At 67.1% G+C, this 21,753-nt stretch carries 25 protein-coding genes; 16 read left to right on the top strand and 9 right to left on the bottom strand.

Annotation, left to right across the window (positions count from 1 at the left end):
• Window positions 1–33: 33 nt before the first annotated feature.
• Window positions 34–1,638 (bottom strand): murein biosynthesis integral membrane protein MurJ, encoded by a 1,605-nt coding sequence (murJ, locus tag BW38_RS12320; RefSeq protein WP_032951562.1) that lies wholly within the window; start codon window positions 1,636–1,638, stop codon window positions 34–36.
• A 116-nt stretch (window positions 1,639–1,754) separates the two neighbouring features.
• Between murJ and rpsT the strand changes: the two genes are divergently transcribed.
• Window positions 1,755–2,024 (top strand): 30S ribosomal protein S20, encoded by a 270-nt coding sequence (gene rpsT / locus BW38_RS12325; RefSeq protein ID WP_025873851.1) that lies wholly within the window; start codon window positions 1,755–1,757, stop codon window positions 2,022–2,024.
• Window positions 2,025–2,217: 193 nt separating this feature from the next.
• Here the strand turns inward: rpsT and obgE are convergent, their stop codons facing one another.
• Genes obgE through rplU form a run of 4 tightly spaced genes read right to left on the bottom strand, consistent with a single transcriptional unit; the run spans window position 2,218 to window position 4,059 of the window.
• On the bottom strand, window positions 2,218–3,273 hold the full coding sequence (gene obgE, locus BW38_RS12330; RefSeq protein WP_032975970.1) for a GTPase ObgE: 1,056 nt from the start codon (window positions 3,271–3,273) through the stop codon (window positions 2,218–2,220).
• Window positions 3,270–3,407 carry a hypothetical protein gene (locus tag BW38_RS21930; RefSeq protein WP_157804331.1) on the bottom strand — a complete coding sequence of 46 codons (138 nt, stop codon included), beginning with the start codon at window positions 3,405–3,407 and terminating at the stop codon, window positions 3,270–3,272. The genes obgE and BW38_RS21930 overlap by 4 nt, the downstream gene beginning before the upstream one ends.
• 59 nt (window positions 3,408–3,466) lie before the next feature.
• On the bottom strand, window positions 3,467–3,730 hold the full coding sequence (gene rpmA, locus BW38_RS12335) for a 50S ribosomal protein L27 (protein WP_025873853.1): 264 nt from the start codon (window positions 3,728–3,730) through the stop codon (window positions 3,467–3,469).
• Window positions 3,731–3,741: 11 nt separating this feature from the next.
• Window positions 3,742–4,059, bottom strand: a complete 318-nt coding sequence (rplU, locus tag BW38_RS12340; RefSeq protein ID WP_004148331.1) for a 50S ribosomal protein L21 — start codon at window positions 4,057–4,059, stop codon at window positions 3,742–3,744.
• A gap of 317 nt (window positions 4,060–4,376) precedes the next feature.
• On the opposite strand from rplU, the gene uvrA reads away from it, so the two are divergent.
• From uvrA to BW38_RS12355, 3 genes are all read left to right on the top strand, one after another.
• Window positions 4,377–7,373 (top strand): excinuclease ABC subunit UvrA, encoded by a 2,997-nt coding sequence (uvrA, locus tag BW38_RS12345; RefSeq protein ID WP_032975969.1) that lies wholly within the window; start codon window positions 4,377–4,379, stop codon window positions 7,371–7,373.
• A complete protein-coding gene (locus BW38_RS12350; protein ID WP_025873855.1) occupies window positions 7,373–7,780 on the top strand; it encodes a thioesterase family protein in 408 nt (135 codons plus the stop codon). Before uvrA ends, BW38_RS12350 begins: the two co-directional genes overlap by 1 nt.
• A gap of 76 nt (window positions 7,781–7,856) precedes the next feature.
• Complete coding sequence (locus BW38_RS12355) at window positions 7,857–8,582, top strand: hypothetical protein (protein ID WP_032975968.1); 726 nt, start codon at window positions 7,857–7,859, stop codon at window positions 8,580–8,582.
• Between the two features lie 157 nt (window positions 8,583–8,739).
• Here BW38_RS12355 and BW38_RS12360 read toward each other — a convergent pair whose 3' ends face one another.
• Entirely contained in the window at window positions 8,740–9,189 is a 450-nt protein-coding gene (locus BW38_RS12360; protein ID WP_032975967.1) for a copper chaperone PCu(A)C, read from the bottom strand.
• A gap of 35 nt (window positions 9,190–9,224) precedes the next feature.
• On the opposite strand from BW38_RS12360, the gene BW38_RS12365 reads away from it, so the two are divergent.
• The 4 genes from BW38_RS12365 to BW38_RS12380 all read left to right on the top strand — a co-directional run bounded on the left by BW38_RS12365 (window position 9,225) and on the right by BW38_RS12380 (window position 12,933).
• Window positions 9,225–10,001: an enoyl-CoA hydratase/isomerase family protein gene (locus BW38_RS12365; protein ID WP_025873858.1), complete on the top strand. Its 777-nt coding sequence runs from the start codon at window positions 9,225–9,227 to the stop codon at window positions 9,999–10,001.
• Between the two features lie 153 nt (window positions 10,002–10,154).
• Entirely contained in the window at window positions 10,155–11,054 is a 900-nt protein-coding gene (gene tesB / locus BW38_RS12370; RefSeq protein ID WP_032975966.1) for an acyl-CoA thioesterase II, read from the top strand.
• 3 nt (window positions 11,055–11,057) lie between these two features.
• Window positions 11,058–11,567, top strand: coding sequence for a pathogenicity-like protein (locus BW38_RS12375; RefSeq protein ID WP_032975965.1), 510 nt, complete (start codon window positions 11,058–11,060; stop codon window positions 11,565–11,567).
• Between the two features lie 154 nt (window positions 11,568–11,721).
• The gene (locus BW38_RS12380; RefSeq protein ID WP_170919603.1) at window positions 11,722–12,933 is read left to right on the top strand and encodes an RNA polymerase sigma factor; all 1,212 of its coding nucleotides are present in this window, start codon (window positions 11,722–11,724) and stop codon (window positions 12,931–12,933) included.
• Between the two features lie 51 nt (window positions 12,934–12,984).
• Here BW38_RS12380 and BW38_RS12385 read toward each other — a convergent pair whose 3' ends face one another.
• Entirely contained in the window at window positions 12,985–13,548 is a 564-nt protein-coding gene (locus tag BW38_RS12385) for an EF-hand domain-containing protein (protein WP_032975963.1), read from the bottom strand.
• Between the two features lie 156 nt (window positions 13,549–13,704).
• On the opposite strand from BW38_RS12385, the gene BW38_RS12390 reads away from it, so the two are divergent.
• Window positions 13,705–14,460, top strand: coding sequence for an arginyltransferase (locus BW38_RS12390; protein ID WP_032975961.1), 756 nt, complete (start codon window positions 13,705–13,707; stop codon window positions 14,458–14,460).
• A gap of 38 nt (window positions 14,461–14,498) precedes the next feature.
• A complete protein-coding gene (locus BW38_RS12395; protein WP_032975960.1) occupies window positions 14,499–15,704 on the top strand; it encodes an endonuclease/exonuclease/phosphatase family protein in 1,206 nt (401 codons plus the stop codon).
• Between the two features lie 89 nt (window positions 15,705–15,793).
• Here the strand turns inward: BW38_RS12395 and purT are convergent, their stop codons facing one another.
• The gene (purT, locus tag BW38_RS12400; RefSeq protein ID WP_032975959.1) at window positions 15,794–16,981 is read right to left on the bottom strand and encodes a formate-dependent phosphoribosylglycinamide formyltransferase; all 1,188 of its coding nucleotides are present in this window, start codon (window positions 16,979–16,981) and stop codon (window positions 15,794–15,796) included.
• A gap of 145 nt (window positions 16,982–17,126) precedes the next feature.
• On the opposite strand from purT, the gene BW38_RS12405 reads away from it, so the two are divergent.
• Genes BW38_RS12405 through BW38_RS12430 form a run of 6 tightly spaced genes read left to right on the top strand, consistent with a single transcriptional unit; the run spans window position 17,127 to window position 21,110 of the window.
• The gene (locus BW38_RS12405; RefSeq protein ID WP_032975958.1) at window positions 17,127–18,008 is read left to right on the top strand and encodes an SPFH domain-containing protein; all 882 of its coding nucleotides are present in this window, start codon (window positions 17,127–17,129) and stop codon (window positions 18,006–18,008) included.
• A 45-nt stretch (window positions 18,009–18,053) separates the two neighbouring features.
• Window positions 18,054–18,233 carry a hypothetical protein gene (locus BW38_RS12410; protein WP_005412615.1) on the top strand — a complete coding sequence of 60 codons (180 nt, stop codon included), beginning with the start codon at window positions 18,054–18,056 and terminating at the stop codon, window positions 18,231–18,233.
• A complete protein-coding gene (locus BW38_RS12415; protein ID WP_025873867.1) occupies window positions 18,230–18,409 on the top strand; it encodes a DUF4177 domain-containing protein in 180 nt (59 codons plus the stop codon). Before BW38_RS12410 ends, BW38_RS12415 begins: the two co-directional genes overlap by 4 nt.
• 2 nt (window positions 18,410–18,411) lie before the next feature.
• On the top strand, window positions 18,412–19,701 hold the full coding sequence (locus BW38_RS12420) for an alpha/beta fold hydrolase (RefSeq protein ID WP_032975956.1): 1,290 nt from the start codon (window positions 18,412–18,414) through the stop codon (window positions 19,699–19,701).
• The gene (locus BW38_RS22000; RefSeq protein WP_025873869.1) at window positions 19,698–20,291 is read left to right on the top strand and encodes a PH domain-containing protein; all 594 of its coding nucleotides are present in this window, start codon (window positions 19,698–19,700) and stop codon (window positions 20,289–20,291) included. The genes BW38_RS12420 and BW38_RS22000 overlap by 4 nt, the downstream gene beginning before the upstream one ends.
• 9 nt (window positions 20,292–20,300) lie before the next feature.
• Window positions 20,301–21,110, top strand: a complete 810-nt coding sequence (locus BW38_RS12430; protein ID WP_032975955.1) for a M15 family metallopeptidase — start codon at window positions 20,301–20,303, stop codon at window positions 21,108–21,110.
• Between the two features lie 262 nt (window positions 21,111–21,372).
• On the opposite strand, the gene BW38_RS12435 is transcribed toward BW38_RS12430, so the two are convergent.
• The gene (locus tag BW38_RS12435) at window positions 21,373–21,744 is read right to left on the bottom strand and encodes a DUF423 domain-containing protein (RefSeq protein ID WP_032975953.1); all 372 of its coding nucleotides are present in this window, start codon (window positions 21,742–21,744) and stop codon (window positions 21,373–21,375) included.
• Window positions 21,745–21,753 lie beyond the last annotated feature (9 nt).

Raw genomic sequence — 21,753 nt, 5'->3', positions numbered from 1 at the left:
GTAACCCTGAAGTATAGCCGCCGGGAGCCACGATCAATGCCCACGCAGGTCGCGCGGACGGAAGCCCATCGCCACCATCGCAAGCAGATAGGTCAGCCCGCCACCGCCGACCAGCAGGCCGAGCGCGCCGATCCGTTCCCACACGCCCATCGACGAGAAGCCCGGCAGCCAGTACAGCAGGGCCAGCAGCACGCCGACCATCGCCGTGCACGCCAGCAACAGGCGCAGCAGGTAGCCGCCCCAGCCCGGCCGCCGCTGGTAGACATCGGTCTTGCCCAGCCAGTACCAGAGCAGCCCCAGGTTCAGGTAACTGGACAGCGCGCTGGCAATGCCCAGCGCCAGGTGCAGGCCGGGCTGCTTGCCCAGCGCCGCCATCACCCCCTGCGCCTTCAGCTCGTCGGGCACCATCACCTGGTACAGCACCGCCAGCAGGGCGAAGTTGAACACCATGTTGGCCACCAGCGCGGCGACACCGGCGCGCACCGGCGTCCTGGTGTCCTGGCGCGCGTAGAACGCCGGCAGCACCACCTTCAGCAGCGCGAACGCCGGCAGGCCGAAGCTCAGGCCGTACACCGACAGCGCCGTCATGCGGGTGTCGAAGGCGGTGAACTGGCCGTGCTGGAAGATCGTGGAGATCAGCGGTTCGGCCAGCAGCAGCAGGCCCAGCATGGCCGGCACCGAGATCAGCAGGGTCATGCGCAGGCCCCAGTCCAGCGAGCGCGAGAAGCCTTCGCGGTCGGTGCTGACGTGGTGCCGTGCCAGCGCCGGCAGGATCACCGTGCCCAGGGCCACGCCGAACACGCCCAGCGGCAGTTCCAGGAAGCGATCGGCCAGCGACAGCCAGGACTGCGAACCGTCGGTCAGCTTGGCGGCGATGACGGTGTCCAGCAGCAGGTTGATCTGCGCCACCGACGAGCCGAACAGGGTCGGCACCATCAGCGTCATCACCTTGCGCACGCCCGGATGGTTCCAGCCCCAGCGCGGCAGGGTCAGCAGGTCGATGCCCTTCAACGAAGGCAGCTGGAACAGCAGCTGCAGCAGGCCGGCGGCGAGTACCGCCCAGCCCAGGGCGAGGATCTGCTTTTCCGGGGTGCCACCCAGCCGCGGCGCCAGCCACAGCGCGCCGGCGATCATGCACAGGTTGAGGATGACCGGCGTCAGCGCCGGCATCGCGAAGCGCTGGAAACTGTTCAGCGCACCGCCGGCCAGGGCCGTCAGCGAGACGAACAGCAGGAACGGGAAGGTCAGGCGGAACAGGTCTATCAGCAGGCCCTGCTTGGCCGGGTCGGTGTCCACCCCACTGGAGAAGACCGACGCCAGCTGCGGCGCGAAGATCAGCGCCAGCGCGGTGACCAGCATCAGCACGCCGCCCAGGGTGCCGGCGGTGCGGGCCATCAGTTCACGCAGCTCGGCGTGGCTGCGGGTTTCCTTCACCTCGGTGAACACCGGCACGAATGCGGTGGCAAAGGAACCCTCGGCGAACAGCCGGCGCAGGAAATTGGGTATCCTGAAGGCGACCCAGAAAGCATCGGTGATGGCGTTGGTGCCGAAGGTCGAGGTCACCACCTGGTCCCGGACCAGGCCGAGAACCCGCGAGACCATGGTCATGCTGCTGAACGACAGCAGGCCCCGCAACATCTTGGGTGAACTCACTCAACGTCCCTCTTGACAATCGACTTGACGTACATTTCTTACGCCATCATACTAGCTAGCTTGCTGTTCCCATAACACCGATTTTTCAGGAAACCACCACCGTGGCCAATATCAAGTCCGCCAAGAAGCGCGCCAAGCAGACCGTCGTGCGCAACGCGCGCAACGTGGCTCAGCGCTCGATGCTGCGCACCGCTGTCAAGAAAGTGATCAAGGCGCTGGACGCCAACGATGCCGCCGGCGCTCAAGCCGCCTTCGCCGTTGCCCAGCCGATCCTGGATCGTTTCAGCGCGCGTGGCCTGATCCACAAGAACAAGGCTGCTCGCCACAAGAGCCGCCTGAACGACCGCATCAAGGCCCTCCAGGCCGCCTGATCCGGTTGGTTGCTGGAGCCCCGGCTCCGGCAGCACGCAAAAGCCCGGCTTCGGCCGGGTTTTTTGTTGCCCGCAATCTGGTAGTGCCGGCCGCCGGCCGGCAACCTCGGTGGATTGCCGGCCAGCGGCCGGCACTACCCACGTACAAAAAAACCCGGCCGAAGCCGGGTTTTTCGCGGGAACCACAACGGCATTACTGCGCGTTGCGTGCCGCCTCGAGCTCGTCTTCCTTCTGGCGATCGAAGAACGCCATGATCCGGCTCATGATCGGGAAGGTGCCTTCACGACCCAGTGCGGACACCAGGAACCACGGCTCCTTCCAGCCCAGCTCGGCGACGATCTTCTCGGCAGCGGCCTTGGCCTCGTCCTCGAACATCAGGTCGGCCTTGTTCAGCACCAGCCAGCGCGGCTTGGCCAGCAGCTCCGGATCGTGCTTTTCCAGTTCGCGCTCGATGGCACGCACCTGCTCGACCGGCGACACACCTTCCACACCACCTTCCATCGGCGAAATGTCGACGAGATGCAGCAGCAGGCGGGTGCGCTGCAGGTGGCGCAGGAACTGCGCGCCCAGGCCGGCACCGTCGGCAGCACCTTCGATCAGGCCCGGAATATCGGCGATCACGAAGCTGCGGTAGTTTTCCACCTTCACCACACCCAGGTTCGGGTACAGCGTGGTGAACGGGTAATCGGCCACCTTCGGCGTTGCCGCAGAGACGGCGCGGATCAGGGTGCTCTTGCCGGCATTGGGGAAGCCCAGCAGGCCGACATCGGCCAGCAGCTTCAGCTCCAGCTTCAGCGTGCGCTCCTCACCCGGCTCACCCGGCAGCGCCTGGCGCGGCGAGCGGTTGGTGGAGCTCTTGAAATGCATGTTGCCCAGGCCGCCGCGGCCGCCCTTGGCCACCAGCAGGCGATCACCATGCTGGGTCAGGTCGCCGATGATTTCATCGGTGGCCACGTTGATGATCACGGTGCCGACCGGCACGGTGATGACCAGGTCTTCGCCACCCTTGCCATAGGCCTGGCGGCCCATGCCGTTCTCGCCGCGCTGCGCCTTGAAGATGCGGTCATGGCGGAAGTCGACCAGGGTGTTCAGGTTTTCGTCGGCGCGGATCCACACGCTGCCGCCCGCACCGCCGTCGCCGCCGTCCGGGCCGCCGAGCGGAATGAACTTCTCGCGACGGAAGCCAATGCAGCCGTTGCCGCCGTTGCCGGCGAACACTTCGATTTCTGCTTCGTCTACCAGTTTCATTGTTTCGATGCCTGCGATGGGCGCGGCATGCACGCCGCCACCTTGATGTAGTGCCGGCCGCTGGCCGACAACCGGGCGATGCCCGTTTTACCATTGATTCCAACGAAAAGCCCCGCCGAAGCGGGGCTCTTCATGCAGCGAGCTCTTCATCCAGCACGGCCATGCCGAGGCATGGGCGCCGGACGCAGCCTTATCAGGCTTCGACCGAGACGACGCTGACGGTGCGACGCTTCTTCGGGCCCTTCACGGTGAACTCCACCTTGCCGTCCGTCAGGGCGAACAGGGTGTGGTCACGGCCGAGGCCGACGCCGGTACCCGGGTGGAACTGGGTGCCGCGCTGACGCACGATGATGTTGCCTGCTTCGATGGCCTGGCCGCCGAAGATCTTGACGCCGAGGTACTTCGGGTTGGAGTCGCGACCGTTGCGCGAAGAGCCTACGCCTTTTTTATGTGCCATGACCTATCTCCTTACTTGCTGCCACCGGCAATGCCGGTGATCTCGATTTCGGTGTAGTACTGACGGTGACCCTGGCGCTTCATGTGGTGCTTACGGCGACGGAACTTGATGATCCGGACCTTGTCAGCACGACCCTGGGACAGGACGGTGGCGGTGACCGCAGCGCCGCTCAGGGCGTCGCCGATCTTGATGCCATCGCTGTCGCCGAGCAGCAGGATGTTGTCGAACTTGATCTCGCTGCCGACTTCGACTTCGAGCTTTTCAATGCGGAGCTTTTCGCCCTGCGCCACGCGGTATTGCTTACCGCCGGTGACCAGTACTGCGTACATGACCAGACTTCCTCTGTAGTTATTGTGGTCTATGGACTGCCGCCGTCGAGGGCGGACAGGAGCGGGATTGTACGCAGAGGGGCCCGGACGGGTCAAGTCAACCCCCTGAACGGCCCGGGGCCCCCCAGGCAGGGGTCAGATCCCTTTTCACACGGTGAAAAGGGATCTGACCCCTGCCTGACAGGCGGTCTCACCGGGTGAGACACCGGGCTGGCATTGTCGCCCATTGCCCCCATCTGGTCACCTCGGTAGGCTGACCGATTGCCGCCCTATCGCTGGCCCGGCGGCCCAGCCACGCCCCCACAACCGGATTCCCCATGGCGATGGATTTCATCCGCATCCGCGGCGCGCGGACGCACAACCTCAAGAACATCGACCTCGACCTGCCCCGCGACAAACTGATCGTGATCACCGGCCTGTCCGGCTCGGGCAAGTCGTCGCTGGCGTTCGACACCATCTATGCCGAGGGTCAGCGGCGTTACGTCGAGTCCCTGTCGGCGTACGCGCGGCAGTTCCTGAGCGTGATGGAAAAGCCGGACCTGGACCACATCGAAGGCCTGTCGCCGGCGATCTCGATCGAGCAGAAGTCGACCTCGCACAACCCGCGCTCGACGGTCGGCACCATCACCGAGATCTACGACTACCTGCGCCTGCTGTATGCACGCGTCGGCACGCCGCGTTGCCCCGACCACGGCTATCCGCTGGAAGCGCAGACGGTCAGCCAGATGGTCGACCATATGCTGACACTGGACCCGGAACAGCGCTACATGCTGCTGGCGCCGGTGATCCGCGACCGCAAGGGCGAGCACGCGCAGGTGTTCGACCAGCTGCGCGCGCAGGGCTTCGTGCGTGTGCGCGTCGATGGCGAACTGTACGAAATCGACGCGGTGCCGCCGCTGGCGCTGCGCCAGAAGCACACCATCGAAGCGGTGATCGATCGCTTCCGCCCGCGCGAAGACATCAAGCAGCGCCTGGCCGAGAGCTTCGAAACCGCCCTGAAGCTGGGTGATGGCATGGCGTCGGTGCAGTCGCTGGACGATGCCGCGGCAACCCCTACCCTGTTCTCGTCCAAGTATTCCTGCCCGGTCTGCGACTACTCGCTGCCGGAACTGGAGCCGCGCCTGTTTTCGTTCAACGCACCGATGGGCGCCTGCCCCGGCTGCGACGGGCTGGGCATGGCCGAGTTCTTCGATCCCTCGCGCGTGGTGGTGCATCCGGAGTTGTCGCTGGCGGCCGGTGCCGTGCGTGGCTGGGATCGCCGCAACGCCTATTACTTCCAGCTGATCGCCTCGCTGGCCAAGCACTACAAGTTCGACACCGACGCGGCGTGGAACTCACTGCCGGCAAAGGTGCAGCAGGCCGTGCTGTACGGCAGCGGCGAGGACGCGATCACCTTCACCTACTTCACCGAGGCCGGTGGCCGCACCCAGCGCAAGCACCGCTTCGAAGGCATCATTCCCAACCTCGAACGCCGCTACAAGGAAACCGAATCGGCGGCGGTGCAGGAAGAGCTGGGCAAGTACATCAGCGAACATGCCTGCCCCGAGTGCAACGGCGCGCGCCTGAACAAGGCCGCGCGCAACGTGTTCGTGGCCGACCGCCCGCTGCCGGAACTGGTGGTGCTGCCGATCGATGAAGCCCTGAAGTTCTTCAGCGAACTCAGCCTGCCGGGCTGGCGTGGCGAGATCGCCGCGAAGATCGTCAAGGAGATCGGCGAACGCCTCGGCTTCCTGGTCGACGTCGGCCTGGATTACCTGACCCTGGAGCGCAAGGCCGACACCCTGTCCGGTGGCGAGGCACAGCGCATCCGCCTGGCCAGCCAGATCGGTGCTGGTCTGGTGGGCGTGATGTACGTGCTCGATGAGCCGTCCATCGGCCTGCACCAGCGCGACAACGAGCGCCTGCTGGGCACCCTCACCCGCCTGCGCGACCTTGGCAACACGGTGATCGTGGTCGAGCACGACGAAGATGCGATCCGCCTGGCCGACTACGTGCTGGACATCGGTCCGGGTGCGGGCGTGCACGGCGGTGAGATCGTCGGCCAGGGCAGCCTGCAGGACCTCCTGGATGCGCCGCGTTCGCTGACCGGCCAGTACCTGTCGGGCAAGCGCGCGATCAAGATCCCGGCGCGCCGGCACAAGCCGAACCCGAAGATGACGCTGCATCTGCGTGGCGCCACCGGCAACAACCTGAAAGGCGTGGACCTGGCCATCCCGGCAGGGCTGCTGACCTGCGTGACCGGTGTGTCCGGCTCGGGCAAGTCAACCCTGATCAACGACACCCTGTTCTCGCTGGCTGCCAACGAGATCAACGGCGCCTCGCACCCGATCGCGCCGTACAAGGAGATCGATGGCCTGGACCTGTTCGACAAGGTGGTGGACATCGACCAGTCGCCGATCGGCCGCACCCCGCGCTCGAACCCGGCCACCTACACCGGCTTGTTCACTCCGCTGCGCGAGCTGTTCGCACAGGTGCCCGAATCGCGTGCGCGCGGCTATTCGCCGGGACGCTTCAGTTTCAACGTGCGTGGCGGCCGCTGCGAGGCCTGCCAGGGCGATGGCCTGATCAAGGTCGAGATGCACTTCCTGCCCGACGTGTACGTGCCCTGCGACGTCTGCCATGGCAAGCGCTACAACCGCGAAACGCTGGAGATCCTGTACAAGGGCTTCAACATCAACGACGTGCTGGAAATGACCGTCGAAGATGCACTGAAGCTGTTCGAACCGGTCCCGTCCATCGCCCGCAAACTGGAGACCCTGGTCGATGTCGGCCTGAGCTACATCAAGCTGGGGCAGAGCGCGACCACGCTGTCCGGTGGTGAAGCGCAGCGCGTGAAGCTGTCCAAGGAACTGTCGCGCCGCGATACCGGCCGCACCCTGTACATCCTCGACGAGCCGACCACCGGCCTGCACTTCCACGACATCGAGGCGCTGCTCGGCGTGCTGCACAAGCTGCGCGACGAGGGCAACACGGTGGTGGTGATCGAGCACAACCTGGACGTCATCAAGACTGCGGACTGGATCGTCGACCTGGGTCCGGAAGGCGGTCATCGCGGCGGCACCATCCTGGTGACCGGCACGCCGGAAGACGTGGCCGCATGCCCGGATTCGTATACCGGGCAGTTCCTCGCCCGGATGCTGCCGTCCACTACTGCGCGACCGGACCAGCCCGCCGCCGTGGCCAACAAGCCCGATGCACGCCCGCCGCGCAAGGTCAAGCCCGAGAAGCCGGCGAAGAAGGCAGCCGCCGCCAAGAGCACCGGCAAGGCCAGCAAGACCGCCACGGCCGGCACCAAGAAGAAGAAGGACGCCTGATGAGCAGCGAACACAAGATCCTGGCCCGCATTCCGATCAGCGTGCGCTGGCGTGACATGGACAGCATGGGCCACGTCAACAACGCCAAGTACATCTCCTACCTGGAAGAGGCGCGCGTGCGCTGGATGCTGGGCGTGGAAGGCGTGTCGATGACCGACCGCATCGCACCGGTGGTGGCTGCCACCAACGTCAACTACCGGTTGCCGATCGTGTGGCCCAACGACATCCTGGTCGAGCTGTTCGTCGAGCGCCTGGGCAACAGCAGCGTGACCATCGGTCATCGCATCGTCGACCAGCAGGACGAGTCGAAGCTGTATTCGGACGGCAACGTGGTGGTGGTCTGGATGGACACGCAGACCGGCAAGAGCGCGCCGCTGCCGGACGCGATCCGCAGCGCGTCCACCTGAAGGCAGTGCCGGCCGCTGGCCGGCACTCTCCCCGCCGGGCATGGCCCGGCGCGACCGTTCCAATCAAAGGACTGACATGATCCACCAGACCGAACTGCGCGACCTGCTGCCCGGCATGGTCCCCTTCCCCGCCGACGTATTCCCCGATGACCAGGCTTGGCTTGGCCAGCATCTGCTGCCGCTGCTGAAGATCGACCTGGGCGTGCTGCGCCCGGAACTGGCCGGCAGCGTGGCCACGATGCTGTGCCCGATCGAGCCCTACGACGGCTGTATTGGTGAAACCACCGAAGAGCACCACAACGCGTTAACCGGCACCAACTGGATCGCCTTTGCACTGACCGCCGACAACCGCATGCGCTTTCTCGGCGACGAGGGCTACTTCATCGGCGACCAGGTGCAGGACAAGCACGCGCTGAAGCACATCGCTGAGATGCGTGAGAGCTACAGCAAGGCACGTGCGTACTTCCAGCAGCATGGACGCCTGGCCAGCTATTCGCGCTATGGCGACGGCGAGCCCGGCGAGCAGGCGTACCTCGATGTGCTGGGCGGGCAGATCTCGACCGGCAACTGGATCGAAACCGCGGAGATTCCGGCCGCCTTCGCGCTGGCGTTCACCGAGGCTGCCGACGACCGGCATGCGCCGGACGATGCCGAGCGCGCGATCATCACCCGCGATGGCCACAAGTTCTTCGCCGTGGCCGAAGTGGCCGGCTACAACTGGTGTGCAACCGGTGCCGATGCGATCGTGATGCTGTACGAGCCGGAAAGCCGCACGGTGCTGTTCTCGTACGACTGGTCGTAAGCCCCACCGCGCTGCGCGCTCGCCGGGCATGGCCCGGCGCTACCGATTAAGCCCCACCGCGCTGCGCGCTCGCCGGGCATGGCCCGGCGCTACCGATGTCGATTCGGTGGTGATGCCTGGGTAGCGCCGGGCCATGCCCGGCGGAACGAGCGCCGCGTTACGGCGCGGCCTTGCGCACTATCAGGGCCGTGCTGACTTCGGTGCCACCCTCCAGTTGCACCTGCAGCCACACGGGCTGCCCCTCCTCCAATACGCGCCTGCCGTCCATCAACATCAGGTGCAGGCCGCCGGGCTTGAGCACGGCGCGTTCGCCCGGCGCCAATGGCAGGCGCTCGACGGCACGCATGCGGCTGACCCCGTCGACGATCCGGGTCTCGTGCAACGACACATCACCGAAACTCGCACTGCGCGCACCGATGATGGTCACCGCGGTGGGGCAGCCGTTACGGATCACGCCATAGCCGGCAGTCATGGGCGTCGCCGTCGGGCTGGGCGGCAGACGTACCCAGCCCTGCGAGACGGTGACGCACTCCGGCACCGCGGCCGCCGCCGATGCTGCGCCCGCACACATCATCAACAGTACGCCAACGAATGGTTTGGTTATCATCGCCCAGGTTCCTTCTTCGCAACGAGACCCGCAGCATGACGACGCTCATCGAGGTGATCAACCATGGCCCTATCCGCGAACTGCGGCTGGCGCGGCCGCCGGTCAATGCACTGGACACCGAGCTGTGCCGGCAGTTGATCCATGCCATCGAACTGGCGATGGCCGAGGACGCGCACGGCATCGTGCTGTCCGGCAGCGAGCGCATCTTCACCGGCGGCATGGACGTGCCGCACCTGCTCTCGCATGGCGATGACAAGCACAAGCTGCTGGACACCTGGAACGCGTTCTTCGGCGCGGTGCGCACGCTGGCCGAGAGCCGCATCCCGGTGGTTGCGGCGATCACCGGCCATGCACCGGCGGGCGGCTGCGTGCTGGCCCTGTGCTGCGACTACCGGGTGATGGCACGCAGTGCCGATCCGGCGCGCCCGTATGCCATCGGCCTGAACGAAGTGCAGGTCGGCCTGATCGCACCGGAAGGCATCCAGCGCCTGTTGCGCCGTGCGGTGGGCGCGCACCGCTCCAGCGTGCTGCTGGCCACCGGCGCGCTGGTACCGGCCGAACAGGCGCTGCAGATCGGCCTGGTCGATGAACTGGTGGATGGCGAACTGGTGGCGGCCCGTGCGGTGGCCTGGCTGCAGGATCTGCTGAAGCAGCCGCGGCAGCCGATGCTGCTGACCCGTGCCATCGCCCGCGCCGAGCTGCACGACGCCCTGCATCCGGACCTGATCCAGCTCGACCGCTTCGTCGAGGCCTGGTTCGCCCCGGATGCGCAGAACGCACTGCAGGCACTGGCGGCGCGTCTCGGCAAGTAAACGGTAGTGCCGGCCGCTGGCCGGCAGCCTGGCGATCCTTCCGGGACGCCTGCGGATGCCGGCCAGCGGCCGGCACTACCGAAGATGGGGCATCCGGCCTACACCGGTATAATCGACCCCTCTTTCATCGCTGTGGCCGCCCCCTTGAACGACATGCCCGAACCCGTCGTCTCCGAGCTGATCGATCTGCTCACCCTGGAGCGGCTGGAGGACAACCTGTTCCGCGGCCAGAGCCGCGACATCGGTACCAAGTACGTGTTCGGCGGGCAGGTGCTGGGCCAGGCCCTGGCGGCCGCGCAGGCCACGGTCGACAATGGTCGCCATGTGCACTCGCTGCACGCCTATTTCCTCCGCGCCGGCAACATCGACCATCCGATCGTCTACGACGTCGACCGTACCCGCGACGGTGGCAGCTTCTCGGTGCGCCGGGTGACCGCCATCCAGCATGGCAAGGTGATCTTCTTCTGCGCGGCCTCGTTCCAGCAGGCCGAATCCGGTGCCGAGCACCAGCACAAGATGCCCGAAGTGCCGCAACCGGAAGACATCGAACCGAACCGGCCGTTGCCGGCGGAGGTGCTTGAGCGCTTGCCGATCAAGGTGCAGCGCTGGCTCTCGCGCGGCGGTCCGTTCGAGTTCCGCCATGTGTATCCGCGCGATGAACTGAACCCGCCCAAGCGCCCGCCCTACCACCAGGTCTGGCTGCGCCTGAGCGAGCGCGTGGGCGATGCTCCCGAGCTGCACCAGACACTGCTGGCCTACGCGTCGGACTTCCACCTGCTGGGCACGGCGACCTTCCCGCACGGCATCAGCTACTATCATCCGCACGTGCAGATGGCCTCGCTGGACCACGCGATCTGGTTCCACCGCCCGTTCCGCGCCGACGATTGGCTGCTGTACTCGCTGGACAGCCCGAGTGCGCAGGATTCGCGCGGCCTGGCCCGCGGCCAGTTCTTCACCCGTGATGGCGTGCTGGTTGCCAGCACCGCCCAGGAAGGCTTGATCCGCGTGGTTCCGGACCAGGCAGCAGCGGCCGCCGTGCCGGCCAAGGATTGACCGATGCGTCAGATTTTCAGCAGCCAGCGCGTGGAAACCGTGGAAGGCGTGGCCGAGCTCCTGCGCAGCCACGACATCCAGGTGAAGGTCACCAACGGACGCTCATACAAGACCCGTCGCCGGGGTCAGTTCAGCTATACCGACCTGGGCAATGCAGGCGCCTACCCGGCGGTGTGGGTCGTGCGCGCCGACGACCAGCCGCGTGCGCGCGAAATCCTGCGCGACGCCCGTCTGCTCGACACCACCCGTCGTGACCACCCGACCGCCGAATTCGCCTTCCGCGATGATGTGCAGGAAAGTGCCGGTGGTCGTGGCTGGGCCTGGCGCATCCGCATTGCCCTGCTGGTGGTGATCGCCGGGGTGGCGCTGGTGATCGGCCTGCGCCATCGCGGTGCCCCTGCCCCAACCGCGCCGGTGCCCGCCCCGCAGGCACAGCCGCAGCAAGCACAGCCGACCGCGCCGGCACCGCCGGAAGAAGAGGAAGTGCGGGTCCGCATCCAGCCGTCCACGTAACGCGCAGGTAGTGCCGGGCCATGCCCGGCGAGCGCAGCGGCCTGACAGAAACGCCGCCGGGCATGGCCCGGCGCTACCGGGACGCGAACCGGTCACATTCGGCGCGCGCCTCCGTCATGGGACACAATCCCTGCAGGAGCCCGCCGCCATGACGATCTTCGCCGCAAGCATCGACGAAACCCTGGAACGCGAACTGCCGGCCGCCAGCAGCGGTTGCCAGCATGCCTATGGCCGCATCGTGCTGGCCTGCCAGAACACGGTCACCGCCATCGCCCTGGCCATCACCGGCGACCGCCAGGCCAGCGAGGACATCGCCCAGGAAGCGTTCGTGAAGGGCTGGCAGCAGCTGCACCAGCTGCGCAGCGCGAGCAGCTTCCTGCCTTGGCTGCGGCAGATCACCCGCAACCTCGCCCGCGACTGGCTGCGCGCACAACGTGGCCGACCGCTGAGCGGCGAGGCTGCCGAAGTGGCGCTGACCATGGCTGCGGATCCGACCCCGGGCGTGGCCGATCGCCTGCAGCGGCTGGAAGAGGAAATCGCTGCCGAAGACATCATCTCTGCCCTGCCCGCCGACAGCCGCGAAGTCCTGCTGTTGTATTACCGCGAGGGCCAGCATTCGCAGCAGGTCGCTGACCTGCTCGGGCTGAGCGACGCGGCGGTACGCAAGCGCCTGTCACGTGCCCGTGCGCAGGTGCGCGAGGGCCTGCTGCAGCGCTTCGGCGAATTCGCACGCAGCAGCGCGCCCAGTGCTGCGTTCGCAACGGCGGTGGTGTCGATGGTGATGATCGCCGCGCCCGGCACCGCCAGCGCGGCGATCCTGCTGGGAACCGGCGTCGGCGTGGGGGGCAGCAAGCTCGGCCTCGGTGGCGCCAGCGCTGCCGGCGGCACCGCGCTCGGCTCGTTGACCGCCACGCTGGGCCAGCTGCAGATGCTGCCTGCGTCAAGCTGGGCCGCGATCATCGGTGGCGTCGTCGGTGGCGCACTCGGCAGCTATCTCGGAGGGCGTTTCCTGCTGTCCTACGCAGAGACCGGTGCCGAGCAGGTCCAGGTCCGCCGCTTCGTCAACCTCAGCACCGGCACCAGCCTGGGCTGGTGCCTGGCCATCCTGTTCACCGTGCTGCTGCAGGCGCCGATGTGGGCGCAGCTGCTGGTGCTGGCACTGGGCCTGGTGGTGGTCAACTACCAGTGCCTGGTGACGCTGCGGCGAATCATGGCGCCGCTGCTCGCGCGTGATGCAGCCCGGCGTGGGCGTAACGGGATCAACTGGAAGTACGAATCCATGTACGGCCTGACCGGCATGATGGCGGTGAACCTGATCGTCATCGGTGCCCTGGCCTACACGATGACGCTCAGCGGCCGCCTGTAACGGACAACGCCGGCGCACTGCCGGCGTTGTCGTCGATCACTGCACTGAAAATCAGCGCTGCGGCTTCGGCGCGGCGCCGTCACGCGGGCCGCCGTGGCGCGGGCCACCATGCATCGGGCCCTTGGCGGCGTCGAACTCGGCCTTGCTCAGCTGGCCATCCTTGTTGGTATCGGCCGCGGCGAACCAAGCGTCACGATGCTGCTTCATGCGCAGCTCGCGGTCGGCCTTGTCCAGGTAGCCATCCTTGTTGAGGTCGAGCTGGTCGAAACGCTCGGCCAGGCGCGGATCGGCCTTGGCTTCGTCACGGCTGATGCGGCCATCCTTGTTCGTGTCCAGCTTGGCCCAGCGCTCGCCGCCGCGACCACCGTGGCGGCCATGCTTCCAGCGCGGCAGCTCATCACGCGAGAGCTTGCCGTCCTTGTTCTTGTCCAGCTCGTCGAACTTTGCGGCCAGGCGCGGGTTGGCCGCCGCTTCGCTGCGGTCGATGACGCCGTCGCCATTGGTATCCAGCTTGGCCGAACGCTGCGCCGGTGCAGCCGGGGTGTCGGCAGCCAAGGCAATGCCGGTCGCGGAGGTGCCGAGCAGCAGGGCCAGCAGCAGGGGGGTACGGATCATGGGGTCACTCCTGGGAATGGGATTGGCATCGGGGTGAACACCTCACCCTCGGAGGACAACAACGCCTGACCACGACCTCGGTTGACGCAGCCGCCCATTCCATTCATCCGGCGGACAGTCGCCGCCATTGCGACAGGCTGGAGCTATGCTGTGCCCATGGCGAGACACGGCGACAGAGACGACGAACTGCGACTGTTCCAGACCGGCGAGCACCCCTGCGGGTACTGGCCGGACCGGGTTGCACGCGACCTGGTGCTGGACCCGCAGGACCGTCGCCTCGGCGGGCTGTACCCGCTGGCCCTGAGCTGGGGCTTCCGACGCAGCGGCGACCTGGTCTATCGCCCGCATTGTGCGAACTGCCACGCCTGCGTCGCCGTGCGCATTCCGGTGGCCCGCTTCGCCCCGGATCGCAGCCAGCGCCGCTGCGCCGCCCGCAATGCCGATCTGGAAGTACGCATCACCGCGGCCATGCCACGCGAGGATCTGTTCGAGCTGTACCACCGCTACCTGGTGCATCGTCATGCCAAGGGCGGCATGGACGACCACGGCCCGCACGAGTTCGAACAGTTCCTGATCGGCAGCTGGTCGCACACGCGCTTCATGGAAATGCGCCTGCCCGGCCACGACGGGCAGCCCAGCCAGCTGCTGGGCGTGGCAGTAACCGATGTGACCGAACACGGGCTGTCGGCGGTCTATACCTTCTTCGACCCCGCCCATGCCGCGCGCGGGCTGGGCACGTTCGCGATCCTGCAGCAGCTGGAGTGGGCCCGCCGCGAGGGCCTGCCCCACCTGTACCTGGGCTACTGGATACGCGAGCACCAGAAGATGGACTACAAGCGGCGCTATCGCCCGCTGGAGGCCTACGATGGCCGCCGCTGGCATGATTTCGATGACGAACTGGACGGACGCTGACAAACCACTGACACCGGGCCAGGTGCACAATATGGCCCATGAACGCCAAACCCCTGATTCTCGGCCTGGCCCTGCTCTGTGGCGCCGCCGCTCCCGCCTTCGCCACGTCCCCCGCGATGACCGAAAAACCGTCTGCAGCGCTGCGCCTGGCCACCTACAACACCTCGCTGTATTCGGACGAAGCCGGCGGCCTGATCGCCGAACTGGAAGGCGACAGCGAACATGCGCGCAAGATCGCCGCGGTACTGCAGCAGGCGCGCCCTGACCTGGTGCTGCTGAACGAGTTCGACTTCGATGACGCCCATCGTGCCGCCGACCTGTTCCAGAAGCGCTACCTGGAAGTGGCCCAGCCCGGTGGCGGCAAGCCGCTGCACTTCGCCTACCGCTACCTGGCGCCGGTGAACACCGGCGTGCCCAGTGGCCTGGACCTGGACAACAACGGCGTGGTCGGCGGCGAAGGCCGCGGTCGCGGCAACGACGCCTGGGGCTACGGCCTGCACCCGGGCCAGTACGGCATGCTGGTGCTGTCGCGCTACCCGATCGACGAAGCCAAGGTGCGCAGCTTCCAGCTGCTGAAGTGGAGTGCGATGCCCGGCGCGATCCGCCCGGTCGATCCGCGCACCGGCAAGAGCTTCTACAACGACACCGTCTGGTCGCAGCTGCGGCTGTCGTCGAAGTCGCACTGGGATGTACCGGTGAAGACCCCGGCCGGCGTGGTCCACGCGCTGGTCTCGCACCCGACGCCGCCGGTGTTCGACGGCCCGGAAAAGCGCAACGCCGCGCGCAACCATGACGAACTGCGCTTGTGGCAGGAATACCTGTCCACAGGTGACAAGCCGTGGCTGTGCGACGACAAGGGCCAGTGCGGCGGCCTGGCCCAGGATGCGCGTTTTGTCATCCTTGGCGACCTCAACAATGATCCGGTCGATGGCGATGGCCGCCACGAGGCGATCGTCGAACTGATCGAGAACGCCCGCGTGCTGCGCTACCCCACCCCACGCAGCATCGGCGCCGAGCAGACCAGCCTGGCCTATGCGGCCAAGGGCATCACCCGCAAGGGTGCACCGTTCCATGCCACCGGCGATTTCGGCCCGAAGTCCGGCACCATGCGCCTGGACTACGTGCTGCCCTCGGTCGGTTTCGAGTACCTCGGCAGCGGCGTGTTCTGGCCGGCCAATGAGAGTGCCGAAGCGAAGATCGCCGATGGCAGCGACCACCACCTGGTATGGGTGGATGTGAAATAAACCGGTAGCGCCGCGCCATGCCCGGCGGCTTTTCCGGCCGCGTCGCGCGCCCTATGGGAAGCCGCCGGGCATGGCCCGGCGCTACCGTTTTACGAGCGCAGCTCGACGCCGATCGCTTCGGCGGCGTCACGCGCGATGGCGCGTGCTTCGTCGATGGATTCCGCGCGCGCCAAGGTCACGCCCACGCGGCGGTGGCCATGCACGCTCGGCTTGCCGAACAGGCGCACGGCGGTGTCCGGCACCTGCAGCGCGGCGGCCACGTTGTTGAAGTACGGCACGCCTTCGCCATGCGCCAGCAGCGCGCACGAGGCCGATGGGCCACGCTGGCGGATCACCGGGATCGGCAGGCCGAGGATGGCCCGCGCATGCAGCGCGAACTCGCTCAGCTCCTGCGAGACCAGCGTCACCAGGCCGGTGTCGTGCGGGCGCGGCGATACTTCGCTGAACCACACCTCGTCGCCCTTCACGAACAGTTCGACGCCGAACAGCCCCCAGCCACCGAGATCATCGGTGATCGCGCGCGAGATCTCCTCGGCACGCGCCAGCGCGTTGTCCGACATCGGTTGCGGCTGCCAGCTTTCGCGATAGTCGCCCTCCTTCTGCAGGTGGCCGATCGGCGCGCAGAACGAAGTCCCGGCGGCGTGGCGTACGGTCAGCAGGGTGATCTCGTAATCGAAGTCGATGAAACCCTCGACGATGCAGCGGCCGGCGCCGGCACGGCCACCGGTCTGCGCGTATTCCCATGCGGGGGCGATGTCCGCCTCGCTGCGCAGCGTGCTCTGGCCCTTGCCCGAGGACGACATCACCGGCTTGACCACGCACGGCAGGCCGATCGCCGCCACGGCGGCGCGGTACTCGGCCTCGGTGTCGACAAAGCGGTACGGCGAGGTCGGCAGGCCCAGCGTCTCGGCGGCCAGGCGGCGGATGCCCTCACGGTCCATGGTCAGGCGCGCAGCACGCGCGGTCGGAATCACCCGCAGGCCCTGCTCCTGCTCCAGCTGCACCAGGGTCTCGGTATGGATCGCCTCGATCTCGGGCACCACCAGGTGCGGCTGCTCCTGGGCGATCAACTGGCGCAGGGCCATCGCGTCCAGCATTTCGATCACGTGCGAACGATGTGCCACCTGCATGGCCGGGGCATCGGCGTAACGGTCGGCAGCGATCACTTCCACGCCCAGTCGCTGCAGTTCGATGGCCACTTCCTTGCCAAGTTCGCCCGAGCCCAGCAGCAGCACACGGGTGGCGGAGGGGGACAACGGGGTTCCAAGCTTGGCCATGGCGGGGTTCCAGCAGCGATGTGAAGGCGGGTGGGCATTCTAGCCGGTCCAGCCGCAGCGCCTGGGCACGCCCAGCCGACGAACGGTAGCCCGAATGTGATATCACTTTGATATCTTCAATTCGAACCCTCAAGGACGTACCGCCATGAAAGAGAAGTCGCTGTCCTCCCTCAACGGCCTGGGCGCGCTCGCCGGGTCCCTGGTCGTAGCCCTCGCCGGCGGCGCCCTGTTCGTGGCCGGGGTCGCGGCGAAGGCCGGCACCGGCTCGCCCAACGTGCTGCTGATCCTGGCCGGCCTGCTGATCGCTGCGCTGGCGCTGGTCGCGCTGGCCGGTCTGTACACCGTGCAGCCCAACCAGGCGGCGGTGGTCAGCCTGTTCGGCAAGTACGTAGGCACCGTCAAGGACAACGGCCTGCGCTGGAACAATCCCTTCTTCAGCAAGCGCCGCGTGAGCCAGCGCGTGCGCAATTTCGAGAGCGGCAAGCTGAAGGTCAACGAGCTGGACGGCAGCCCGATCGAGATCGCTGCGGTGATCGTCTGGCAGGTGGTCGATGCCTCCGAAGCGGTTTACAACGTGGACGACTACGAGAGCTTCGTGCACATCCAGTCCGAATCGGCGCTGCGCGCGATGGCCACCAGCTACCCCTATGACCAGCACGAGGACGGCCAGCTGGCGCTGCGCAGCCATGCCAGCGAGATCTCCCAGCACCTGAAGAACGAACTGGCCGAGCGCCTGGCCGATGCCGGCGTGCAGGTGATCGATGCGCGCATCAGCCACCTCGCCTACGCCGCCGAAATCGCCCAGGCGATGCTGCAGCGGCAGCAGGCCAACGCGGTCATCGCCGCACGCACGCGCATCGTCGCCGGTGCGGTCGGCATGGTCGAGATGGCGCTGGCCGAGCTGCAGAAAAACGGCGTGGTGCAGCTGGACGAGGAGCGCAAGGCGCACATGGTCAGCAACCTGTTGACCGTGCTGTGCTCGGACCGCGGCACGCAGCCGGTCGTCAACACCGGCTCGCTGTACTGAGCCACCCTCGCAACGGGGCGCCCCACCGCCCCGCCAGGAGTCTGCATGAGCGAGAAAAAAGCCTATCCGCTGCGCATCAACGCCGAGGTCCTGGCGGCCGCACAGCGCTGGGCGGACGATGAACTGCGCAGCCTCAACGCACAGATCGAATACGTGCTGCGCGACGCACTGCGCAAGGCAGGCCGCCTGCCGAAACCCAAGCCATCGCCGGAGGACAAGGAATGAGCAAGCGCTGGAGCTACCTGACCGTCGAGGTCAAGACATCCATGATGGGCCTGCAGAAAGCTGACGACATCCAGGCCGAACTCAGCCGCCAGGGCCAGCTGGGCTGGGAACTGGTCAACATCATCGTCCCGGCGCCAATGCGCCCGGCCCTGCTGGTCTTCAAGAAGGAGCTGTGACCATGAGCGCACGCCGCTCGTTGCTTGCTGTTTCCCTTGCCCTGTTGTCCGCCAGTGCATCCGCTGGCGAACCGCAGCAGGTCGCAGCACGCCTGCTCGATCACCTGCAGGCAGGGCGCACCGCCGATGCCGAGGCCATGCTGACCCCGCAGATGGCCGCGGCCGTGCCTGCCGACAAGCTGCAGGGCCTGTGGCAGTCGCTGGGTGAGCTGAAGCAGCGCGGCCCGGCGCACAGCAGTGAGCAGCAGGGCCTGCACCTGGTGGAAGTACCGTTGCAGTTCGCCAGTGGCGCGGTGATCGCGCAGGTGGCGGTGAACGGGCAGGACCAAGTGGCTGGCCTGTTGCTGCGCCCGGCCCCGGCCGCCAAGGCAGCGCCACCGCCGGCCGACGCGAACTACAGCGAAGCCGATTTCAGCGTGCCACAGGCACGCGGTGCGCTGCCCGGCACCTTGTCCCTGCCCAAGGGCAAAGGACCGTTCCCGGCCGTAGTGCTGGTGCACGGCTCCGGCCCACAGGATCGCGACGAAACCATCGGTGGCAACCGTCCGTTCCTGGACATCGCCCGCGGCCTGGCCGCCCAGGGCATCGCCGTGCTGCGCTACGACAAGCGCACCCATGCCCGCCCCCAGGACTTCCAGAGCGGCAGCTTCAATGTTGATGACGAGACCACCGACGATGCCATCGCCGCGTTGAGCGCGTTGGCGGGGGACCCACGCATCGACGGCAAGCGGATCTTCGTGCTCGGCCACAGCCAGGGCGGCATGCTCGCCCCGCGCATCGCCAGCCGCTGGCCACAGGCGCGCGGCGCGATCCTGTGGGCCGCGCCGGCGCGCACATTGCTTGAACTGCTGCCGGAGCAGAACCGCTACCTGCTGTCGCTGGACGGCTCGATCAGCGCCCCGGAACAAGCGTTCCTGGACAAGCTCGACGCGCAGATCGCCGCGGCCCGCAGCGAAACTCTTGTGCCAGCCAGCGAACAGCCACTGGGCGTGCCGCAGACGTTCTGGAAAAGCATCGAAGCGGTGAACGCACGCGGCGACGCGGTTGCGCTGAAAAAACCACTGCTGATGCTGCACGGGGGCCGCGACTTCCAGGTACCGGAAACGGATTGGGCACTGTGGAAAAAAGCCCTGGCCGATCGCCGGGACGTGCAATGGAAGGCCTACCCTGCCCTCAACCACATCGGCATCGCCGGCAGCGGCCCCAGTTCATTGAAGGAATACGCGCAGCCGGGCCACGTGGATGGGCAGCTGATCGATGACGTTGCGCGTTGGGTGGAGGCGCAGCGATGAGCGGCAGTGATGCACGCCCGTTCGAGGTTGCCGAGAGTTCTTCGCTGCGGGTGCTGTGGGTGCTGCTGCCACTGCTGGCGGTACTGGGCGTGGGCATGTGGGCACAGCTGCACGACAATCGCAGCGAGGCTCCCTGGATGGAGGTCACCCTGTCGCCGCCGTTCTTCCTGATGGGCGGCAGCGCGGCATGGAGCCTGGCGGTGATCGTGCTGATGGGCATCGGCCTGGGCTGGGCGTTCTTCCGCCGCCGGGTGGAGCTGGCAGGCAACGTGCTGGACGTGCGTTCAACCTTGTACCGTCGCCGCACGCCGGTGGCCGACCTGCTGCTGGACCAGGCCGAGGTGGTCGACCTGAGCCGTGATCGCCGCTATGGCATCCGTTTCAAGACCAACGGCTACAGCATGCCCGGCTTCTACTCCGGGCACTTCCGCCTGCAGGGCGGCGGCAAGGGCTTTGCCCTGGTCACCGACCGCGCACGCACGCTGGTGATTCCGGTGCGCGGCGGCAGCACCCTGCTGCTCAGCCTGGAGCGCCCGCAGGCCCTGCTCGAGGCGCTGCGCAAGGTGGCCGCCACGGCGCCACGGCAGTAAGCTGGATCGATGCACCGCACCACTCCGCTGTTGATCAATACCGAGATCGTCGAACTATGGCCTGCGCCGCTGCTGCGCGCGCGCAGCAATCTCGACGCCCGCCTGCTGGCCCGCGCGCAATGGGTACTGCGGCGCAAGCGCGATGGCCGATACCTGGCGGCAGTACTGGCGCACGGTGTGCACTCGCTGGTGCCGCGCCTGCCACGCGAGCCCGGCGTGGAGGACGCGCTGGCCCTGCTGGATGGCGCACGGTCACGACCGTTCGGCGCTGCACTGGAAGACCAGTGGCTGCCGCTGGTTGGCCTGCAGCAGCGCCTGCAGCAGCTGGGCCTGGATGCACAGCGCTATGCGCACGACAGCGGGCTGGCACTGGAAGCCGAGCCGTGCGTGCTGCACTGGGCCGGACGTGATCGCTTTGCCCGCCCGTTGTGGCTGCGCCGCGGTGCCGCGCAGGGCTGGCGACGGATGCGCCTGCATGCCGCCCGGGATGGAATTGCACTGGACGCGATCTCCGGCTTCCGCAGCCATGCGTATCAGCTCGGCATTTTCGAACGCAAGCTGGCGCGCGGGCAGAGCGTGCCGCAGATCCTGAAGGTCAATGCCGCCCCTGGTTTCAGCGAACACCACAGTGGTCACGCCCTGGACATCGGCACACCGGGGGATGCGCCGGCAGAGGAGACCTTCGAGGCGACCGCTGCGTTTGCGTGGCTGCAGGCCAATGCCGCGGCGCACGGGTTCCATCTGAGCTATCCGCGCGACAACCCGCATGGGATCGTCTACGAACCGTGGCACTGGTGCTGGAAACCGGCCAACGGCTGAGCCCTTCGTGGCGGCTGCTCGACTGTGGTCCTCGGGCTGGCCGGGAGGGTGGGCGGCGCAGGGGCCGCTGCAAGTACGCCCATGTAAGCTCGGGCGCGCCATCCATGGCGCTTACGCCCCTGCGCCGCCCATCCTCCCGGCCACGGACAGTTTCCGCGTGCGTCCGCCACGGAATTGAACAAACAAAAAAGCAAAGGCAGACGCGGGTCGCTGCGCTCGACCTCGGGCGTGGCCCGGCGCTACCAGTGCTTGGGCGTTGCGGCTAGCGCCGCAGCGCGTTGATCGCCAGCAATACCCACCCGGCCATCAGCGTGGTGCCACCTACCGGCGCCAGCCGGGTCGGCCACTGCCACAGCGCACCGCCCACCAGGCTGCCGGAGAACAGCAGCACGCCCAGCAGCAACACGTACAACGCCAGATGCGCGATCGCGCCCTGCGCGCGCGGGCCGAGGGCGGCCAGTACCGCTCCGTGGGCAAAGGCGTACAACGCCGCCATGTTCAGGTGCTGCTGCGCCAGCGGATCGGACACGCCATGCGCGGCATAGGCCGAGAGACCGATCGAGGCCGCTGCCATCAGCGCCCCCAGGCAGGCCAGCAACGACGGTTTACGCGCGCGTCGTTCGGAATTGAACATGACAGCTCC

Origin of the sequence: Stenotrophomonas sp. RIT309, assembly GCF_000632045.1 — a bacterium.
Classification (GTDB): domain Bacteria; phylum Pseudomonadota; class Gammaproteobacteria; order Xanthomonadales; family Xanthomonadaceae; genus Stenotrophomonas; species Stenotrophomonas indicatrix.
This window is presented reverse-complemented; position numbering and strand designations above follow the sequence as displayed.